This window comes from Polynucleobacter sp. AM-26B4 (genome assembly GCF_018882285.1).
GTDB lineage: Bacteria > Pseudomonadota > Gammaproteobacteria > Burkholderiales > Burkholderiaceae > Polynucleobacter.
Window position 1 is genome coordinate 890252 of the sequence record NZ_JACVOT010000001.1, and the last position, 18119, is coordinate 908370.

The 18119-nt window shown below is 44.1% G+C and carries 22 protein-coding genes; 11 read left to right on the top strand and 11 right to left on the bottom strand.

Annotated features, from left to right (window positions below; all coding sequences use genetic code 11):
• Nucleotides 1–139: 139 nt before the first annotated feature.
• On the bottom strand, nt 140–811 hold the full coding sequence (locus ICE88_RS04455) for a cupin domain-containing protein (RefSeq protein WP_216249836.1): 672 nt from the start codon (nt 809–811) through the stop codon (nt 140–142).
• A 2-nt stretch (nt 812–813) separates the two neighbouring features.
• On the bottom strand, nt 814–1449 hold the full coding sequence (locus ICE88_RS04460; protein WP_216249838.1) for a trimeric intracellular cation channel family protein: 636 nt from the start codon (nt 1447–1449) through the stop codon (nt 814–816).
• A 133-nt stretch (nt 1450–1582) separates the two neighbouring features.
• Between ICE88_RS04460 and ICE88_RS04465 the strand changes: the two genes are divergently transcribed.
• Nucleotides 1583–2458, top strand: coding sequence for a pirin family protein (locus tag ICE88_RS04465; protein ID WP_216249841.1), 876 nt, complete (start codon nt 1583–1585; stop codon nt 2456–2458).
• A gap of 16 nt (nt 2459–2474) precedes the next feature.
• Here ICE88_RS04465 and ICE88_RS04470 read toward each other — a convergent pair whose 3' ends face one another.
• A complete protein-coding gene (locus ICE88_RS04470) occupies nt 2475–2738 on the bottom strand; it encodes a GNAT family N-acetyltransferase (protein WP_216249844.1) in 264 nt (87 codons plus the stop codon).
• Between the two features lie 5 nt (nt 2739–2743).
• Entirely contained in the window at nt 2744–3058 is a 315-nt protein-coding gene (locus ICE88_RS04475; protein ID WP_216249847.1) for a hypothetical protein, read from the bottom strand.
• A 96-nt stretch (nt 3059–3154) separates the two neighbouring features.
• Here ICE88_RS04475 and ICE88_RS04480 point away from each other — a divergent pair, with 96 nt between their 5' ends.
• Genes ICE88_RS04480 through ICE88_RS04490 form a run of 3 tightly spaced genes read left to right on the top strand, consistent with a single transcriptional unit; the run spans nt 3155 to nt 5073 of the window.
• Nucleotides 3155–4090: a ketopantoate reductase family protein gene (locus ICE88_RS04480; RefSeq protein WP_216249850.1), complete on the top strand. Its 936-nt coding sequence runs from the start codon at nt 3155–3157 to the stop codon at nt 4088–4090.
• Between the two features lie 3 nt (nt 4091–4093).
• Nucleotides 4094–4720: a glutathione S-transferase gene (locus tag ICE88_RS04485; RefSeq protein ID WP_216249852.1), complete on the top strand. Its 627-nt coding sequence runs from the start codon at nt 4094–4096 to the stop codon at nt 4718–4720.
• 2 nt (nt 4721–4722) lie between these two features.
• Nucleotides 4723–5073 carry a hypothetical protein gene (locus ICE88_RS04490; RefSeq protein WP_216249855.1) on the top strand — a complete coding sequence of 117 codons (351 nt, stop codon included), beginning with the start codon at nt 4723–4725 and terminating at the stop codon, nt 5071–5073.
• Here the strand turns inward: ICE88_RS04490 and ICE88_RS04495 are convergent, their stop codons facing one another.
• On the bottom strand, nt 5074–5244 hold the full coding sequence (locus tag ICE88_RS04495) for a hemin uptake protein HemP (RefSeq protein ID WP_216249859.1): 171 nt from the start codon (nt 5242–5244) through the stop codon (nt 5074–5076).
• A gap of 93 nt (nt 5245–5337) precedes the next feature.
• A complete protein-coding gene (locus tag ICE88_RS04500; protein ID WP_216249863.1) occupies nt 5338–5895 on the bottom strand; it encodes a hypothetical protein in 558 nt (185 codons plus the stop codon).
• 126 nt (nt 5896–6021) lie between these two features.
• On the opposite strand from ICE88_RS04500, the gene ICE88_RS04505 reads away from it, so the two are divergent.
• Nucleotides 6022–6327, top strand: coding sequence for an HU family DNA-binding protein (locus ICE88_RS04505; RefSeq protein ID WP_216249875.1), 306 nt, complete (start codon nt 6022–6024; stop codon nt 6325–6327).
• 94 nt (nt 6328–6421) lie between these two features.
• Here ICE88_RS04505 and rodA read toward each other — a convergent pair whose 3' ends face one another.
• Genes rodA through ICE88_RS04530 form a run of 5 tightly spaced genes read right to left on the bottom strand, consistent with a single transcriptional unit; the run spans nt 6422 to nt 11976 of the window.
• On the bottom strand, nt 6422–7564 hold the full coding sequence (rodA, locus tag ICE88_RS04510; protein WP_216249878.1) for a rod shape-determining protein RodA: 1143 nt from the start codon (nt 7562–7564) through the stop codon (nt 6422–6424).
• The gene (gene mrdA, locus ICE88_RS04515) at nt 7546–9465 is read right to left on the bottom strand and encodes a penicillin-binding protein 2 (RefSeq protein ID WP_216249880.1); all 1920 of its coding nucleotides are present in this window, start codon (nt 9463–9465) and stop codon (nt 7546–7548) included. The genes rodA and mrdA overlap by 19 nt, the downstream gene beginning before the upstream one ends.
• A 10-nt stretch (nt 9466–9475) precedes the next feature.
• Entirely contained in the window at nt 9476–9994 is a 519-nt protein-coding gene (gene mreD / locus ICE88_RS04520) for a rod shape-determining protein MreD (protein ID WP_216249883.1), read from the bottom strand.
• Nucleotides 9991–10905, bottom strand: a complete 915-nt coding sequence (mreC, locus tag ICE88_RS04525) for a rod shape-determining protein MreC (protein ID WP_216249887.1) — start codon at nt 10903–10905, stop codon at nt 9991–9993. Before mreC ends, mreD begins: the two co-directional genes overlap by 4 nt.
• A gap of 27 nt (nt 10906–10932) precedes the next feature.
• Complete coding sequence (locus tag ICE88_RS04530) at nt 10933–11976, bottom strand: rod shape-determining protein (protein WP_089514914.1); 1044 nt, start codon at nt 11974–11976, stop codon at nt 10933–10935.
• 67 nt (nt 11977–12043) lie between these two features.
• On the opposite strand from ICE88_RS04530, the gene gatC reads away from it, so the two are divergent.
• Genes gatC through ICE88_RS04560 form a run of 6 tightly spaced genes read left to right on the top strand, consistent with a single transcriptional unit; the run spans nt 12044 to nt 18079 of the window.
• Nucleotides 12044–12337, top strand: a complete 294-nt coding sequence (gene gatC / locus ICE88_RS04535; RefSeq protein ID WP_216249890.1) for an Asp-tRNA(Asn)/Glu-tRNA(Gln) amidotransferase subunit GatC — start codon at nt 12044–12046, stop codon at nt 12335–12337.
• Nucleotides 12334–13836, top strand: a complete 1503-nt coding sequence (gatA, locus tag ICE88_RS04540) for an Asp-tRNA(Asn)/Glu-tRNA(Gln) amidotransferase subunit GatA (protein WP_216249892.1) — start codon at nt 12334–12336, stop codon at nt 13834–13836. Before gatC ends, gatA begins: the two co-directional genes overlap by 4 nt.
• Complete coding sequence (gene gatB, locus ICE88_RS04545) at nt 13833–15302, top strand: Asp-tRNA(Asn)/Glu-tRNA(Gln) amidotransferase subunit GatB (RefSeq protein ID WP_216249894.1); 1470 nt, start codon at nt 13833–13835, stop codon at nt 15300–15302. Before gatA ends, gatB begins: the two co-directional genes overlap by 4 nt.
• Nucleotides 15299–15901 carry a DUF484 family protein gene (locus tag ICE88_RS04550; RefSeq protein WP_216249896.1) on the top strand — a complete coding sequence of 201 codons (603 nt, stop codon included), beginning with the start codon at nt 15299–15301 and terminating at the stop codon, nt 15899–15901. Before gatB ends, ICE88_RS04550 begins: the two co-directional genes overlap by 4 nt.
• Nucleotides 15902–15914: 13 nt before the next feature.
• The gene (gene xerC / locus ICE88_RS04555; protein WP_216249898.1) at nt 15915–16874 is read left to right on the top strand and encodes a tyrosine recombinase XerC; all 960 of its coding nucleotides are present in this window, start codon (nt 15915–15917) and stop codon (nt 16872–16874) included.
• Nucleotides 16874–18079, top strand: a complete 1206-nt coding sequence (locus ICE88_RS04560) for a class I SAM-dependent rRNA methyltransferase (RefSeq protein WP_216249902.1) — start codon at nt 16874–16876, stop codon at nt 18077–18079. Before xerC ends, ICE88_RS04560 begins: the two co-directional genes overlap by 1 nt.
• The last annotated feature ends 40 nt before the right edge of the window (nt 18080–18119 follow it).

The following is an 18119-nucleotide window of genomic DNA, read 5'->3' on the forward strand; positions in this document are numbered from 1 at the left end:
TTGTGTAATTGGGTTTTGGATGACAACAAGTCCATTAGTCCAGATAAATTTATTGGGTCTGAGACTTTGTTGATTTTTTCACTTTACAAAGAATCAATAAACCACCTTCGGGTGGTTTTTTATTGCGTCGATGATTAATTTACTGCTCTAGCTTGTGATTCAGATGCCCTGTTTTGACATAGATGAGCGCACCTTCTTCTTTTGTGAAGGGTGCGTGCTTGCTGTATCTAGGACTTCTGATCCACGTGCCACTCGGGTACGAACCGTGCTCATCATGAAAGACACCTTCTAAAACGAGGATCTCTTCGCCACCTGGATGAACATGAGGATTGAAGATGGTATTCGGTGCCCACCTTACAAGCGCTGTACTCACGCCATCGAATTCATGCAAGTGCATCACTGATAGTCCAGGAACAAGACCTGGATACCAAGCAGTGTTGTTGGTATCGATTCGGATGGTGGCTGAATCGTCTGGATGAAATTGTCTTAATTTGACAAAAATCGTACAGCCTTCTTTTGAGTAAGGCGTGTGCGAGCTGTTGGGTGGATTGCGCAGGTACATGCCCGCTGAGTAATCACCACTTTCGTCTGAGAAGGTGCCTTCAAGCACCAAGATTTCTTCCCCAGCAGGATGAGCGTGTTTTGGAAAAGAAGAATTCGGTGCATAGCTCACGATGGTTGTTGCAATGGCAACTTCATCACCGATGCGATCCAAAGGTTTTCTATTAACGCCTGCCATGGGTGATGGCAACCAAGCTGATTCGTGAGTGTTGACCACAGCTTTTTGGCTGAAGTCTGCATTGATGTTCATGGTTAAGCCCTGAATGTGGGTAGGTGCCAATTCTTATACAAAGCAATGGCACGAATAATGAAAATAAACATGAATGAAATAACTGCAGCCATTGATTCATCTAGCAAGTAAGTGCTTAGTAGAATGTACAAACCACTTCCAGCAAAGGCAATCACTGCATAGGGTCGGTTGTCAGAGAACAGTTGAGGAATTTCTCCGCAAACGATGTCTCGCAGGGCACCGCCAAAAGTTGCAGAAATAACACCCAGCAAAATAGCCACCACCAAAGGCATGTCAAATTGAAGTGCAATTTGAGTGCCCAGTATGGTTGCCAAGGCAAGACCCATGGCATCAGGTAGCTGAATCATTTTTTCTGTATAGATCAAGTGTTTATTTTTGATGAACCAAATGCTGATGCTGGTCAGTGCAATGATGACCCAAAGCCAGTAAGAGTGTTCAACCCAAAAGAAGGGCCTGCGATCCAAAAGAATGTCTCTTAATGTGCCACCACCAAAAGCCGTCAAACCAGCCACGATGCTGACACCCACCAGATCTAATTTTTTCTTTAGACCTGCAATCAGTCCTGAAGCAGCAAACGAGAAGATACCAATCAACTCAATGATTTCTTGGAAAAAGCTGAGGGTTGGTGTGCTGAACATGAATTGATGACTTATTTAATGTTTATAAGAAGACAGAAGATGTCCTTATTATGCAATGCGCCTGAAAATTATTCAGATAGTGATTAATATTGAAAGATAAGATTAAACAAATGAGCGAGCTAAGGTAAATAATATGAAGCGTCTTCTGGGTATTCAGGGAAATGATCAAGGCCATTGGGTGGGCGATGGTTTCCCCGTGCGCACTCTATTCTTCTATCAGCAACTGGGTAAAGAGATGAGCCCATTTTTAATGCTTGATTTGGCCGGTCCTGCGGAGTTCCCGCCAACAACAGAGCGCAAGGGCGTGGGCACTCATCCTCACCGTGGTTTTGAGACTGTGACGATTGTTTATGACGGCGAGGTCTCACATAAAGACTCAACGGGTCAAGGTGGAACGATTGGCCCAGGAGATGTTCAGTGGATGACTGCTGGTGCAGGGATTCTTCATCAAGAATTTCATTCAGATGCTTTTGCAAAGCAAGGCGGAGTTTTGCAAATGGTTCAGCTGTGGGTGAACTTGCCAGCAAAACATAAAATGACTGCGCCTGGCTATCAGCCTATCTTGAGTCAAACTATTCCAGAGATTGAATTATCAAACTCAAGCGGATCAATCAGAGTGATTGCGGGCGATTATGAAGGACGAATGGGCCCTGCAAAAACCTTCACACCCATGAATGTGTTTGATATTCGTTTGAAAAAAGGTGAAGAACTTGTTTTGCCGGCATCCAATGGTTGGAATACTTCTGTGGTCGTTTTGCGCGGAGCATTAGAGAGCTCTGGCAATGCTGGAGATCATGGCGTTGTTGCAAAAGACGCAAAGATGCTGATGTTCAGTCAAGATGGAGAAGATATCAAAGTCAGAGCCCTTGAAGATACAGTGGCATTGTTATTAAGTGGTGAACCAATTAATGAGCCCATCGTTGGTCATGGACCCTTTGTGATGAACACCCGAGAAGAGATCGAACAAGCGATTAATGATTTCAATCGAGGGGCTTTTGGTAGTATTTAAATACTTTGGGCAGTATTTAAAGAATTCCAATGCCCTTGAAGAACTGAGAGCCCAAGGGTGAGATTGGTTCATGAACCTCGCCAATCTTGCCCGTGATCTTTTTTACTTCATCGATCAAGATCCTGCCATAGCCTTGGCGTCGATAGGCCAAGTTGACATAGATGTACTCAATGTCACCAGAATCTAAAAATCTACAATAAGCAATCGTCGTGTTTTGATTCTTGATCAGCACAATGCCATCAGAGATATCTATCTGATAGCTGTTTTTATCAATGGTCATTTAGATCACAAAAATGTGACACGTTTGGTCAGAGCTTCTAGGGTGACTTGAGGGCTGGCGATTGTTTTGCCATTGTCTGCACTGTTGGCAACCACCCCCTTGCCTGCGATGGGTGCCAAGTTATCAACCTTGAAGCGGCCAACCTGATCTTGTTGGCGAATAAAACATTCTTCATCAAAGAATAGCTGGTCAAAATTAGCATCGATTTCATCAGAGTCGACCGTTTTGAAACCAATCAAATCTTGAACTGCTTCAATGGTTGGTTCAATTTCAACTTCTGTGACTTCTTTGAGCTTGGGGTTGATTAAGAATGCTTTCATGGGCTTGCCTCTAGAGTATGTATACCTTACCCACTCTAAAGGATTTTTGATAAATTTGCTGATGCTGTGCTGGATTCAAAGGCGTAAAATTAAGAAATGAAAAATAAAATATCAGCGGTAGCGGTTATTGGCGCTGGAGCTGTTGGCAGTTACTTTGGCGGATTGTTGGCAAGAGCCGGGTATGACGTCACCTTGATTGCGCGCCAAGACCATGTGAAAGCCATTCAAGAAAATGGTTTGTATATGGAGTGCCAATCTTTTCAAGAGCGCGTTTCAGTCAAAGCCAGCACCGAATATCAAGCCATCAAGAACGCAGACCTTATTTTGTTCTGTGTTAAGTCACCTGATACAGAATCTGTTGCTAAAGAGATCAAACCCTATTTGTCCGAAGACTCAATCATATTGAGCCTACAAAATGGGGTTGATAACGCTGGGCGCATAAGAGCAGTGCTTTTAAATCCTGTTTACCCAGCCGTTGTCTATGTTGCAACAGGAATGGCTGGCCCCGGTCACGTGAAGCATTTTGGTCGAGGCGAGTTGGTGATTGGTGATCTAGAAGGTAACGAAGCTTGCCTTGATCAGCTGAACATGCTTCAAGAGTACCTAAAAAAGGGAAATATTCCTTGCGGCATTTCTAAAAATATTAAACATGATATGTGGTTAAAATTTTTAGTGAATTGCAGTTACAACGCAATCTCTGGAATTGGCCAAATTGAGTATGGGCAAATGGTTCAATCAACGCACATCAATACCCTTATTGAGCAGATCACCAAAGAGTTTTTAGCTGTTGCAGGAAAAGAAGGTCTTAACATCACCCTTGAGCAAGCAATCTTGGCAAATGAGCAAATTGCTAAGACCATGACAAAACAAAAGTCTTCTACTGCGCAAGATTTGATGAAGTTTAAAAAAACTGAAATTGATTTTTTAAATGGCTACATTGTTAGGCGTGGCTTGGTTCACCAGATTCCAACACCGGCTAATCAAAGCGTTTATGCCTTGGTGAAAATGCTAGAGATGGCTTATCTAAAATAATTGATGGCCTCAAACATTCTTTACTCATACAGAAGATGTCCTTATGCCATGAGAGCCAGAATGGCTTTGGCTTATTCAGGCATTCCAGTTGAAATCCGAGAAATTTCTTTAAGAGAAAAGCCAGCCTCTTTATTGGCCATATCACCCAAAGGAACTGTTCCAGTATTGCAAAGTGATGATCTAGTGATTGAACAAAGTTACGACATCATGAAGTGGGCCTTAAAACAGTTTGATCCAGACCAGTGGCTTTCTGCAGAGACGGAAAATGTCACCGATGAATGGATTGAGAAGAATGATGGCCCTTTTAAAAAGTTATTGGATCAATACAAGTACCCCGATAGATACCCAGATATTTCTCTTGAAGAGACTTTGAGTCAAGCAACATCATTATTTCTAGGTCCAATTAATGAGGAGCTAAAGAAAGGCGCTTATTTGTTAGGGCCAAAGATCAGTTTGGCTGATATAGCGATATTTCCTTTTGTGCGCCAGTTTGCAATGGTGAATCCTGACTGGATTGATCAATCAGGCCTGAAATTCTTAAAACAGTGGTTAAATGAACATACCGAGTCACCTTTGTTTTTGAGTGTGATGCATAAATACCCAACTTGGCACGATTCAACCCCGGAGTGAGCATGAAAAAATTTTTAGGATTCTTGTTGTTATTGGTTTTACTTTTCTGCCTTTACACCTGGTTGGCTTTGACTTGGAGCTATTCAGCTGGTGAACGCGCTGGGTATGTGCAAAAGTTTTCTAAAAAAGGTTGGGTATGTAAAACCTGGGAAGGTGAGTTGGCCATGATTAACATGCCCGGAACTTTGACTGAAAAATTCAATTTCACTGTTCATGATGAAGCGGTGGTCAAAAAAATCAATGAAAGCATGGGTAAGCGCGTTTCATTGGTATATGAAGAGCACGTGGGCATTCCAACGACCTGTTTTGGTGACACAGGTCATTTTGTTAAAGACATACTAATTGTTGATTAATTACTTGGTCAGAATTAGTTTTCTGTATTTGGTGATTCTCAGTCGATAGACTTCACCCTCATGTGCAATGTCCAAGTAATTGGACTTACCCATCAATTCTTTGCTATCAATCAATTTAATATCTGTTTTTTCTGCTTCTCTTGTGGAGAAGTGATTATTTTCTTTGGTCATAAGACACTCTTCTTTTGAAAGAAGATGTGATTCTAAAGCATCAAATCAACACTCAAAATAGGGATTAAGCCCTCAGTGGTTTAGTGGCGTGACTCAAGCTTTTTGATTAAAGCTTCTTTTCTTGTAAAGAAAAATAACAGCCTTGGCAAAGTAAATAACAATGAAGGTACCAATCAGATCTCCAATGATCATCACCCCCAAGTGTTCAAAGAAGAAACCATCTTTGTTATGCAGTGAGTACCATGCTTGGTGCATGAGAGGACTGACAATTGAAAAAACAAAAACACAGTTAAGCAATTGCTTCGCATCGAGTTGTGAGAGGTCTTGCTTTAAGTCAGAGTCTCTAAACACGAGTAATTTCGCAATATAGGGCGCAAGACCACTGATGATTCCTGCGCCAATGCCAAGGATTGGATCCTCAAAATAGAAGCCCAAGCTGATGGCAATTGAAGCAATGGCAATGCCTAGAGCCCCATTTTTGTCTAATAGCAAAGTCAGCAAAAGCCTTAATCCTGCCGGCAAAAAAACCCAAGATACCCCAAGCGAAAATGAAAACGAGCCCATGACATAAGAGTTGATTGAAAAGCTTGCCGCGTAAAGAATGGCGGCAATACTGATCAGGGCGGGACTTAGAAAAACGGCGGAGTACATTGCCTTCAATATAACAAATTGTTCGCTATTTTGTTACTTTAAACATTTAACTCAAATTTAATATTCTTTCCAAAAATTATGGTTACAATTTGAAGCACGTAGGGTTCTACGTGCAACTATCCAACAATGATTGATAAGGAGCATCACTTGAATAAAGCAGAACTTATTTCCGCAATTGCAGAAGAATCAGAATTGTCAAAAGCCAAGGCTGAATTTGCATTGAATTCAGTTATGGATAACATCAAGAAGGCTGTTACTAAAGGTGATAGCGTTCAGTTAATTGGTTTCGGTACTTTCGGTTCTGGTAAGCGTGCTGCTCGTATGGGCCGTAACCCAAAGACTGGCGAAGCAATCAAGATTGCTGCAGCTAAGACAGTTAAATTTACTGCAGGTAAAGCATTTAAAGATGCCGTGAATAAGCGTAAGAAGTAATTCGCTGATTTGCAATATTAAAAAGCCCAGCTGTTTAGCTGGGCTTTTTTTATGACTCTTTTTAATCTATCTCGATAGATAACTTTATTAGTCTCTAGCTTTGTACGAGTCTTCGGTAGCGATGAATACTCATCAAAATACCAACACCGATGCCCAAGGTCACAAGGGCTGTGCCACCATAGCTGATGAATGGAAGTGGTACACCGACCACTGGTAGCAGACCGCTGACCATGCCCATATTAACGAAGGCATAAGTGAAGAAAATCATTGTCACAGCACCGCCCAAAAGTCTTGTGAAGAGCGTTGGGGCATTAGACGAAATAGCAAGACCTCTTTGAATCAAGGCAGTAAATAAGCCCAACAAAATGATGTTGCCAAGCAATCCAAATTCTTCTGCAAAAACAGCAAAAATAAAGTCAGTATGTTTTTCTGGAATGAACTCAAGGTGTGCTTGAGTACCGTTGAGCCAGCCCTTGCCAAAAAGTCCGCCAGAGCCAATCGCAATGATTGATTGAATCGTGTGAAAGCCTTTACCAAGAGGATCTGAACTAGGGTTTAAAAGCGTACAGACACGATTTTTTTGATACTCATGAAGAAAGGGCCACTTAACTTCTGGTTCGCAAATATAACCACCGAAAATGATGATCAATAAAATGCCGAGTGTTCCTGCACCAACCACTGGAATGATGTACTTCCATGGAAAGCCTGCAAGAATGATGACGTAAAGACCAGATGCTAAAACAAGTAACGCTGTGCCAAGGTCAGGCTGTCTACCAATCAAGGCAACCGGCAAAATTAACAACAAAGCTGCAACACCGTAATCCCAAGTCTTTAAGACACCTTCACGACGTTGAAAGTACCAAGCCAACATCATCGGCATAGCAATCTTCATGATCTCTGAGGGTTGTATTACGATGCCAATATTGACCCAGCGTCGCGCACCTTTTTTAATCAAGCCAAAAGCCGCTACTGCAAGAAGTAATGCAATACCAATGGTGTAAATCCAAATCGCAGATTTTTCTAGCCACTTGGGTGGAATTCTGGAAACAATCAACATCAAACCAATCGATACAATCAGATTGCGTGCTTGATCAACAAATTGCACATGCGTTCCGCTCGTCGCTGAAATAAATGTGACGATACTGATGGCTACAAGAGCCAGAACAATCAGACCTAAAGTTTTGTCTAGGCCGTTCCAAAGAAAATCAATTTTATGAATTAAGGAGCGTTTTTCCATTCAGGAACCTCCTTAGGCCAGCGACCCTCAAGATAGTAATCAAGCGCACGTCGTGCGATAGGGGCTGCGTGAGCAGCGCCGAAGCCAGCATTTTCAACAATCATGGCAATGGCAATTTTTGGATTTTCTGCTGGAGCAAAGACGACGTATAAAGCATGGTCTCTTAAAAATTCTGGGGTAGCGCCGTGGTTATAGTTTTTGGCATTCAAACTGTAAACCTGGGCCGTACCAGTTTTACCGGCAGCGTTGTAACCAGCTCCTTTAAATGCGCCTGCTGATGTGCCGAATCTATTCACATCCACCATGGCGTTAGTGATCACATCAATATTTTCTTTCTTGAGATCGATTTTGTAACTCTCTTGCGGCGTTGTTAAAAAACGCTCTTTGGTGATTGGGTTTTCAATTGATTTCACCAGGTGAGGTTTCATCACAACACCTTGATTGGCAATATTTGCTGTGGCATGAGCCAATTGCAAAATAGAAAAGCTGTTGTAGCCTTGCCCAATACCTAAAGAGATGGTTTCACCTTCAAACCATTTTTGTTGTTCTGGTTTTTTAAATGCTTTTTCTTTCCAGGAGGTCGAAGGCAAGATGCCTCGTGCTTCGCCCACAAGATCAATGCCAGTGATTTGACCAAGCCCAAGCGGCTTCATGAAGTCGTGCATCGGGTTGACGCCCATATCACGTGCTAAATGGTAGTAATAGGTGTTGCAAGATTCAACAATCGATTTGGCCATGTCGACTGAACCGTGACCGCCGACCTTATCGTCTCGGAAGGTATTGTTGCCGAGAATGAAGTAGCCAGGATCCGCGATCGATTGACTAGGAGTACGTTTACCGGTTTCAAGAGCTGCCAGTGCCATGAATGGCTTATAAGTTGATCCAGGGGCGTAGGTGCCTTTTAATGGGCGATTGTAGAGAGGCTTTTCTGGAGAATCATTCAAGTCTTTCCAGGTGCTTGCATCAATACCTTCCACAAAATCATTTGGGTTGAAATTAGGCTTTGAAACAAACGCAAGGATGTCGCCAGTTTTTGGTTCAATCGCCACAAATGCGCCGCGCCTTTTTCCGTATAGCTGTTCAACCATATGTTGAAGTTTGATATCAACGGCTAGTACTAGATTTTTTCCTGGCGTAGAGGAAGATGTTGAAAGTGTTCTGACTGCTCTTCCGCCAGCGGTGATTTCAACTTGTTCAAATCCTGGAGAGCCTCTGAGCGCTTGTTCGTAACTTTGTTCAATGCCAACTTTGCCTATGTATGGCATGCCTAATAAGTTGATATTTTTTCTCTGAGCCCAATCTTCATCCATACTTTTGCTGGAGTCTAATTCGGCAATTAATTTTTCACGATCTTTTTGTGAAACTCTGCCGATGTATCCAATCAGATGTGAGCCAAGCTCACCATACGGGTACTGTCTAAATAAGCGCGCACGAATTTCAACGCCAGGAAATCTGAAGCGTTGAGCTGTGAATCTGGCAACTTCAACATCGCTGAGTAAAGTTCTGACCGGGAATGAATCAAAGGTTTTTGACTCTGCTGCTAACTTCAAAAAGTTACGACGATCTTTTGCTTGAATATCAACGACTGCTGATAGTTGATCAAGCAAATCATTTAAGTTAGTCTCAACTTGCGAAGGATTTATTTCTAGGGTGTAAGCAGAGTAATTGCGCGCAATCACAATGCCGTTGCGATCATAAATGAGGCCGCGATTGGCTGGAACTGGAATCAAGGCAATGCGATTATTTTCGGCCGCCAAAGAGTGGCGTTGATGCGTGACCACTTGCAACCAAACAAATCTCAATAAAAGTATTGAAAAACAAATCAATACAAAAATCATTGCAACAGAAAGTCGATCTTGAAATGACTTAACTGTTGGTTGAGATTGTTTAAATCGATTCATGTGCCGTCAATTAAATCGGACGGTTGAGGTCAACATCGGTCGGCCTGCGTTGCGGTGCTAATAATAAGAACACTGCTACTGGCCACAAAAGGGCTTCAATAAAACCAGAGAAAAGACTAGACCATGCCCAGAATGGAATTTCACCAGTTGCAACCCAACGAATGATCAGTGGCCAAATAGAGGCGGAGATGAAAAGAGGTAATAGATGCAAGGCTTGCTGGATGCGCGTAAAGCCCATCACTCGTCTTTGCCAAAAAATACCGAAGTAAGCAACGAGCGGGTACATGAATGCGTATTGACCAAGCAAGTTGCCATTGTGAACATCCATGACCAAGCCTAAACAAAAGGCCCAAATCACACCGACTTTTCTTGGTTGATGAATGGTCCAAAACACCAAGCAAAGCAACAACCAATCAGGCACCCATGGAGCATTGCCAAGAGGCAAGAAATTCAGCAAGGTGGCCGCTAGCAAGCTAAAGGCAATAAAAAGAGGATTCGCAGGACGAAGGATGTAGCCGCTATCTATCATGGCTTACCTCTATATAAACGATTGGACTTTGAGTCAGTTTCTTTGAAATTTTTACTTGCTTCTGGCTTAGGACCAAATCCAGAATCGTAGAAAAGAATCATCACGTGACGAAAGCGATTCACACCGCCCACAGGAGAGCAGTAAACGTAGGCAAAGTTCTTATCCACGTTGCGTTCAATTTTATCGATGGTGGCCACTGCAAATCCTGGTGGATAAATACCATCAATGCCAGATGTCATTAAAACGTCACCCACTTGCAAATCGCTCACAGCGGCCATGTGTCTTAATTCCAGTGGTCGACCTCTGCCGTTGCCGTGTAGGGCGCCCCTGAGCCCATTTCTAGCAACTTGAATTGGAATCACCATGTCTCTATCGTCTAACAAAGTCACTTCAGATTTGTTTTCCATGACCCGAACCACTTGACCGACAATGCCTTGGTGATCAGAAACTGCTTGTCCAAGTGAAATGTTGTCTGATGCCCCGCGATCAATCACGACGCGTTGAGACATTGGATTAGATGGACTGTAAAGAATTTGGGCAATCAAAATCTTGAAGCGAGCCTGTTCTTTGATGCCAATCAGGTTTCGCAATTGTGTATTTTCAGACATGAACAGCTCTGACTGATTCGCTAAGAGTGTTAATTCGGCCACTCGCTTGGTGAGAGCCTCGTTTTCAACCTCTAGAGAGCCTTTGCTTGTCAGATAGTCGTAACTGCCCACCAAAGCATTTCTGGGCATTTGCATGGCATATTGAAATGGTGTGAGCAAGTAGCTTGCCACCGAACGAACCTCATTCAGCGCCTTGAATTGATGGTCCATGACCATCAACAAAATGCTGATGAAAAGGCAGATAGCCAGCTTGATAAGAGCTGGCGTACCTTGTTTGAAGAGAGGAGGTGGGCTAAGCTGCAATGAAATCTCTCTAGCTGCTTAGCGAAGTTATTCTTGTGAGAATACGCCGCCTAGCTTGTCCATGCGCTCAAGCGCAATGCCAGAGCCTCTGACCACGCAGGTCAATGGATCTTCGGCAATATGAACAGGAAGGCCAGTTTCCTCAAGCAATAAGCGATCTAGGTCGCGAAGCAAAGCGCCGCCACCAGTCAACATCATGCCGCGATCAGCAATGTCAGAAGCCAATTCTGGAGGTGTTTGCTCTAGGGCTACCTTCACGGCCGTCACAATTTGATTCAATGGATCGGTCAAGGCTTCTAGAATTTCATTACTTGTTACTGTGAAGCTGCGTGGGATACCTTCAGAAAGGTTGCGACCACGGATTTCCATATCTTTCACTTCTGAGCCTGGGAAGGCTGAGCCAATCGTTTTCTTGATGGCTTCAGAGGTTTGCTCACCAATCAACATACCGTAGTTACGGCGAATGTAATTGATGATGGCTTCGTCAAATTTGTCACCGCCAACACGGATAGAACCCTTGTAAACCATGCCGCCTAGGGACATCACGCCCACTTCTGTTGTACCGCCACCGATGTCCACCACCATTGAGCCAGAAGCTTCTGATACTGGTAAACCGGCACCGATGGCTGCGGCCATTGGCTCTTCAATCAAGTAGACCTGTGAGGCGCCAGCACCTAGGGCAGATTCACGAATGGCGCGTCTTTCAACCTGTGTTGAGCCGCAAGGCACGCAAATGATGATTCTTGGGCTTGGTTTGAGCAATTTGGTCTCATGAACCATTTTGATGAACTGCTTGAGCATTTGCTCAGTGATCGTGAAATCGGCAATAACACCATCTTTCATAGGGCGAATTGCTTCAATATTGCCTGGAACTCGACCAAGCATCTGCTTGGCTTCCTTACCTACGGCTAAAATAGTCTTTTTGCCGTTCGGACCGCCTTCTTGACGAATCGCCACAACCGATGGCTCATCAAGGACAATGCCCTTATCACGCATGTAAATAAGGGTATTTGCGGTACCCAAGTCAATGGCTAAATCATTAGAAAAGTAATTGCGAAAGAGACCAAACATAATATAAGTAGGAAAATAGATTAATTAATACGTTAATGAACCCTTTAATGATACCGTAGCAGGACAAATGAATCTCGAAGATGTTAAGCGCATAGCGCATTTATCCCATTTATCGCTCTCGGAAGACGAGGCAAAGGCCACTTTGGGCCAATTGCAGAAAGTCTTCAATTTAGTAGAGCAAATGCAGGCAGTTAATACCGATGGTATTGAGCCTTTGGCTCATCCAATTGAGCAAATCATGGCCATTGCCCAGCCATTGCGTGAAGACGTCGTCACGGAGCATGATCAAAGGGATGCTTATTTAAAAAATGCACCCGCAGAGCATGATGGTTTATTTCTTGTGCCAAAGGTGATCGAATGAGTTGGCACACCAAAACCATTGCAGAGCTATCAAAATCACTTCATTCAAAAGAAGTGAGCAGCCAAGAGCTTGCAAATTACTTTTTGACTCGCATTGCGCAATCTAATGAGCTAAACGCATTTGTTGATGTGAACGTTGAGCAAACTTTGTTGCAAGCGAAGGCGGCTGATGCTCAGCTGGCCGATGGCTCTGCAACTACTTTGACAGGTGTGCCATTGGCGCACAAAGATATATTTGTCACCAAGCATTGGAAGACAACTGCTGGTTCAAAAATATTGAATAACTACATCAGTCCATTTGATGCGCATGTGGTTGCTGAGCTCGGAGTTGGTCGTGCCGGCATGGTTTGTTTGGGCAAGGTCAACATGGATGAGTTCGCCATGGGATCTTCAAATGAAAGTGCTTACGCAGGCCCCACTAAAAATCCTTGGGATCTCGCGCGAGTACCCGGAGGTTCTTCAGGTGGTTCTGCTGCAGCCATTGCTGCGGGTTTAGCACCTGCTTCAACAGGAACAGATACTGGCGGATCGATTCGTCAGCCCGCAGCTTTTTGCGGCATCACGGGCATTAAGCCAACCTATGGCCGAGTGTCACGTTACGGCATGATTGCTTATGCATCTTCTCTTGATCAAGCCGGGCCAATGGCCAAGACGGCAGAAGATTGCGCCATCATGCTCAACGCCATGGCAGGACATGATGCAAAAGATTCCACAAGCTTGGATCGTGCCAAAGAAGATTACACAAAAGCACTTGGGAAAACTTGGTCAGGTGAGCCAGGCTTGCCTCTCAAAGGTTTAAGGGTTGGATTGCCCAAAGAGTATTTTGGCGATGGCTTGAATGCAGATGTTAGAACAGCGGTTGATGCTGCCATTGAGCAATTGAAAAAAATGGGCGCCGAGTGTGTGCCCGTGTCTTTACCTAAAACAGAATTATCGATTCCGGTTTACTACGTGTTGGCTCCCGCTGAAGCCTCCAGTAATTTGAGTCGTTTTGATGGCGTTCGTTATGGACATCGTGCAGCAGAGTACAGCGATTTATCAGACATGTACAAGCGCTCAAGATCTGAAGGTTTTGGCGCAGAAGTTAAACGCCGCATCATGATTGGTGCTTACGTTTTGTCGCACGGTTATTACGATGCTTATTATTTAAAAGCACAGAGAATTCGTCGCATCATCGCGCAAGATTTTCAAAATGCATTTGATGCGTGCGACATCATCGCAGGACCAGTTGCACCGAATGTTGCAGGCAAGCTTGGTGAAAAAGTTTCAGATCCAACACAAATGTATTTAGAAGATATTTACACGCTTTCACCAAATTTGGCAGGATTGCCAGCGATGAGTGTGCCTTGTGGTTTTGGCGATCATGGCATGCCTGTTGGTTTGCAGTTAATTGGTAATTACTTCTCTGAAGCTGCTTTGCTTCAGGTGGCGCATGCTTATCAACAAGAAACCAATTGGCATCAAGCCCAATCACCTTTTGCAGTGAAAGGTGGTGCGTGATGAAATGGGAAGTCGTGATTGGCATGGAAACCCATGCGCAACTAAGAACCAATTCAAAGATATTCAGCGGCGCCTCGATTGAGTTTGGTGCAGAGCCAAACAGACAAGCGTGTGCGGTTGATTTGGCTTTGCCAGGCGTTTTACCTGTTTTAAATAAAGGCGCAGTGGCCCACGCGATTCGTTTTGGTTTGGCCGTTGGCGCACACATTGCACCATTGAGTATTTTTGCCCGTAAAAACTATTTCTATCCTGATTTACCTAAGGGTTATCAAATTAGTCAATTTGAAATTCCAGTGGTGCAAGGTGGCAAGGTTCACATTGTTTTAGACGGTGAAGCTAAAACTGTTCAGCTGACCAGGGCTCACTTGGAAGAAGACGCGGGCAAATCATTGCATGAAGATTTTCGTGGTCCTCATGGCGAATCATCCAGCGGTATCGATTTGAATCGTGCTGGCACGCCATTGCTGGAGATTGTTACAGAGCCAGATATGCGAAGTGCAGCTGAAGCTGTGGCTTATGCCAAGGCGCTGCATAGTTTGGTGGTTTGGTTGGGCGTTTGCGATGGCAATATGCAAGAGGGTTCTTTCCGATGCGATGCCAACATTTCAGTTAGACCCGTCGGGCAAAAAGAATACGGCACCCGTTGCGAAATTAAAAACTTGAACTCTTTCCGCTTTTTAGAAGAGGCGATTCAATACGAAGTTCGTCGTCAAATTGAATTGATCGAAGATGGCGGCCGAGTTGTTCAAGAAACGCGACTATACGATCCAGATAAAAAAGAAACACGCAGCATGCGCAGCAAGGAAGACGCGAATGACTATCGCTATTTCCCAGATCCTGATTTATTGCCACTGATGATTTCTGAAGAGTGGATTGCTAAAGAGCGTTCTGAAATGACAGAATTGCCAGCACAAAAATCAGAACGCTGGCAGTCAGAGTTCGGTTTGTCTGCGTACGATTGCCAGGTTCTCACGCAAGAGCGAGCCACGGCTGATTTTTATGAAGACCTGCTTAAAAAGGTCGGCAAAGATCAAGCCAAGGCAGCCGCCAATTTGATGACTGGTGAATTTGCTTCAGCTCTGAATAAAGAAGGCATCAGTGCAGCGCAATCACCACTGAACCCTTCTCAGTTGGCGCAATTAATTCAGCGAATTGCCGATGGCACGATTTCTAACAAAATCGCGAAAGAAATTTTCACGGCGATGTGGGATGAAAAAGCATCTGACCTTGATGCGGTTGATCGCATCATTGAAGCAAAAGGGCTTAAGCAAATCAGCGATAGCGGTGCCTTAGAGACGATCATTGATCAAGTGTTGGCTGCTAATCAAAAGTCAGTAGAGGAATTCCGCGCTGGCAAAGAAAAAGCTTTTAATGCTTTGATTGGTCAGATCATGAAAGCAACACAAGGCAAGGCCAATCCACAGCAAGTCAACAAATTACTCACGGATAAGTTAAATCAATCATGACACAAGAAAACAATCAAACGGCTGAGCAACAAGAGCGCGAAGCTTTAGTGGCAGAGTGGCTTTTGGCAACCCCAGGTTTTTTTGAAAGACATGCTGATTTATTGGCAGACATTCAATTAAAAAATCCGCATGGTGATCGCGCCATTTCTTTGCAAGAGCGTCAGTTGGGTGTTTTGCGTCAACAAAACCAAGCTTTGAATCAGCGCCTGTCAGACATGCTGCGCTTTGGTAGTCAAAACGATAAAACTCAGGGTTTGATGATTCAGTGGTTATCAAATTTATTGTCCGCCAAATCTGAAGCCGACGTCAGAGCTGCCATCAGCTCTGGACTGGCCAAGATTTTTGATATTGAGCAAGTTGAGCTTCTCGATGGCGAGCATGATAATTTTTGTGGCTCAGCTGATCAGGTCAGCGATGCTGTCAAAGCTCATCTAAACGAAGAGATGAAGAGTCTTGCAGTGGTTAATCTATCACCGTTAAAAGTTCAAATATTGCTTGCTAGTCGCAATGTCGAAAAGTTCACATCTGACATGGGCCGCGTTTACTTAGATCAAATCGGCGAACTTGCTTTAGCAGCATTAACCCGCTCAAAAGAATAGGATTGATCTAATCATGAAGTCTTTGCTCGCGCAAGAATACCTGCGTGAACTTCATGTGGTCAGGCAGGTATCTCAGCACACAATTGCTGCCTATACAAAAGACCTTGATTATTTGTTGGCCAGACTTGAGGAACAAAGACTGGAGCTGGCAGATGTCACATCAGATCAGGTGCGGTCCTGGGTTGTAAAGCTCCACTCTCAGGGTCAAGCATCAAGAAGCATTGCAAGGATGTTGTCGGCTTGGAGAGGTTTTTATTTGTGGTTAGCCAATCAAAAAGGCTTGGTCAATAAAAGTCCTTTGAGTGATATCAAGGCTCCCAAACGCAACAAGCCTTTACCCAAAGCTCTGTCTGTTGAGCAGGCGATTAATTTGGTGGAAAGCGCTAATAAAGAAAGCGTTCAAGCAGATGATTTTTTAAGAGCAAGAGACCGGGCGATTGTTGAATTACTGTATTCCTCTGGTTTGCGCTTATCAGAGTTACTCGGTGTTGATCTGACCCCAATCGAAACCAAAGAATATGCCTCTGCTGGCTGGATTGATTTTGATGCTGGTGAAGTGATGGTCTTGGGTAAAGGTAAAAAAAGAAGAACGGTGCCCGTTGGTGAGGCAGCTTTACATGCTTTGAAAGATTGGCTAGTTGTCCGGGCTAATTACGTCTCGACTGATAAAGGTGTGGTTCAGGCTCTTTTTATCAATAAACAAGGTAAACGAGCTTCAGCTAGAACAGTTCAGCAACATTTGGCAGCACTGGCAGTCAAGGCAGGATTGCCCACACATGTTCACCCACATATGTTGAGACATAGTTTTGCCAGCCACGTTCTACAATCATCGGGTGATTTGCGTGCAGTCCAAGAAATGTTGGGGCATGCCAGCATCACCAGTACGCAGATTTATACCGCCTTGGATTTTCAGCATTTGGCTCAAGCCTATGACTTGGCCCATCCAAGAGCTAAAAATAAGAAGAGTCAATAATGCAAGCGAGCATCACATTAAAAGCCGGTAAAGAGCGCCCACTCCTAAGACGACATCCTTGGGTGTACTCGAATGCGATCGAACGCGTCGATGGCAAGATTTATCCTGGCGCAACAGTTCAAGTTTTATCTGATGAAGGCAAGTTCATTGCCAAAGGTCTTTACAGCCCAACATCGCAAATCAGAGTTCGAGTGCTGACTTGGGATGAAGGCAAAACAATTGACCATGCCTTTTTCAAAGAGCGTATTTCTAAAGCTCTTGCGCACAGAGCGCAGTGGGTAAAAAACACCAACGCGATTCGTTTGATTTTTGGCGAGAGCGATGGCCTGCCGGGTTTGGTGGTTGATCAGTATGCAGATACCTTGGTGTGTCAATTTTTATTCGTTGGCATGGAGCATTGGAAAGAAGCGATTGTGCAGGCATTGGTTCAGCAAACAGGGTGCAAAACCATTGTTGAGAGATCGGATGCCGCAGTTCGCGCCCGTGAAGGTCTTGAGCCACACATTGGCGCTCTCTTTGGTGAGATGCCAGAGGCTCCTGTCAATGTGAACGAATGCGGTGTTCTTTACAGCGTCGATGTGGTGCATGGTCACAAAACAGGTTTTTATATTGACCAAAGAGATAGCCGACATCTTTTAAGTGAGCTATCAAAGGATAAAGAAGTCTTAAATATGTTTTGCTACACCGGCGGCTTTTCTTTGGCAGCCTTAAAAGGTGGTGCAAAGCATGTCACTTCCGTTGATTCTTCAGGTGAAGCTTTGGCGATGGCGCAAAGACAGATGCTGTTGAATGGATTTGATGAGTCACGAGCCACATGGATTGATTCAGATGCGTTCGCAGTTTTGACGCAGTTAAGAAAAGAAGAAAAGCAATTCGACATCGTTGTTTTAGATCCGCCTAAATTTGCTCCATCTTCACATCATTTGGATAAGGCTTTGCGTGCTTACAAAGAGATTAATCGTGCTGGTATGCAGTTATTAAAACCAGGCGGCTTACTGTTCACATTTTCTTGCTCTGGCGCGGTTGATTCAGCATTGTTCGAAAGAACCATTGCGATGGCGAGTGCCGAGGCGATGGCGCATTCAGGCAGCACCTCGATGGATTTTAGATTAATGCAGCGTTTATCTTCTGGCGCCGATCACCCACTTTTAACAAGTTTTCCCGAAGGGGATTACTTAAAGGGCTTGTTGCTTCAGAGGCTATAGCCATCTGCGCTCGATAGGCTCATAATTAATAGATCACACA

Bases quoted from the DNA above. Each gene is read 5' to 3' on its own strand.
- ICE88_RS04455 (WP_216249836.1), bottom strand. From the start codon at position 811: ATGAACATCAATGCAGACTTCAGCCAAAAAGCTGTGGTCAACACTCAC.
- ICE88_RS04460 (WP_216249838.1), bottom strand. From the start codon at position 1,449: ATGTTCAGCACACCAACCCTCAGCTTTTTCCAAGAAATCATTGAGTTG.
- ICE88_RS04465 (WP_216249841.1), top strand. From the start codon at position 1,583: ATGAAGCGTCTTCTGGGTATTCAGGGAAATGATCAAGGCCATTGGGTG.
- ICE88_RS04470 (WP_216249844.1), bottom strand. From the start codon at position 2,738: ATGACCATTGATAAAAACAGCTATCAGATAGATATCTCTGATGGCATT.
- ICE88_RS04475 (WP_216249847.1), bottom strand. From the start codon at position 3,058: ATGAAAGCATTCTTAATCAACCCCAAGCTCAAAGAAGTCACAGAAGTT.
- ICE88_RS04480 (WP_216249850.1), top strand. From the start codon at position 3,155: ATGAAAAATAAAATATCAGCGGTAGCGGTTATTGGCGCTGGAGCTGTT.
- ICE88_RS04485 (WP_216249852.1), top strand. From the start codon at position 4,094: ATGGCCTCAAACATTCTTTACTCATACAGAAGATGTCCTTATGCCATG.
- ICE88_RS04490 (WP_216249855.1), top strand. From the start codon at position 4,723: ATGAAAAAATTTTTAGGATTCTTGTTGTTATTGGTTTTACTTTTCTGC.
- ICE88_RS04495 (WP_216249859.1), bottom strand. From the start codon at position 5,244: ATGACCAAAGAAAATAATCACTTCTCCACAAGAGAAGCAGAAAAAACA.
- ICE88_RS04500 (WP_216249863.1), bottom strand. From the start codon at position 5,895: ATGTACTCCGCCGTTTTTCTAAGTCCCGCCCTGATCAGTATTGCCGCC.
- ICE88_RS04505 (WP_216249875.1), top strand. From the start codon at position 6,022: ATGATTGATAAGGAGCATCACTTGAATAAAGCAGAACTTATTTCCGCA.
- rodA (WP_216249878.1), bottom strand. From the start codon at position 7,564: ATGGAAAAACGCTCCTTAATTCATAAAATTGATTTTCTTTGGAACGGC.
- mrdA (WP_216249880.1), bottom strand. From the start codon at position 9,465: ATGAATCGATTTAAACAATCTCAACCAACAGTTAAGTCATTTCAAGAT.
- mreD (WP_216249883.1), bottom strand. From the start codon at position 9,994: ATGATAGATAGCGGCTACATCCTTCGTCCTGCGAATCCTCTTTTTATT.
- ICE88_RS04530 (WP_089514914.1), bottom strand. From the start codon at position 11,976: ATGTTTGGTCTCTTTCGCAATTACTTTTCTAATGATTTAGCCATTGAC.
- gatC (WP_216249890.1), top strand. From the start codon at position 12,044: ATGAATCTCGAAGATGTTAAGCGCATAGCGCATTTATCCCATTTATCG.
- gatA (WP_216249892.1), top strand. From the start codon at position 12,334: ATGAGTTGGCACACCAAAACCATTGCAGAGCTATCAAAATCACTTCAT.
- ICE88_RS04550 (WP_216249896.1), top strand. From the start codon at position 15,299: ATGACACAAGAAAACAATCAAACGGCTGAGCAACAAGAGCGCGAAGCT.
- xerC (WP_216249898.1), top strand. From the start codon at position 15,915: ATGAAGTCTTTGCTCGCGCAAGAATACCTGCGTGAACTTCATGTGGTC.
- ICE88_RS04560 (WP_216249902.1), top strand. From the start codon at position 16,874: ATGCAAGCGAGCATCACATTAAAAGCCGGTAAAGAGCGCCCACTCCTA.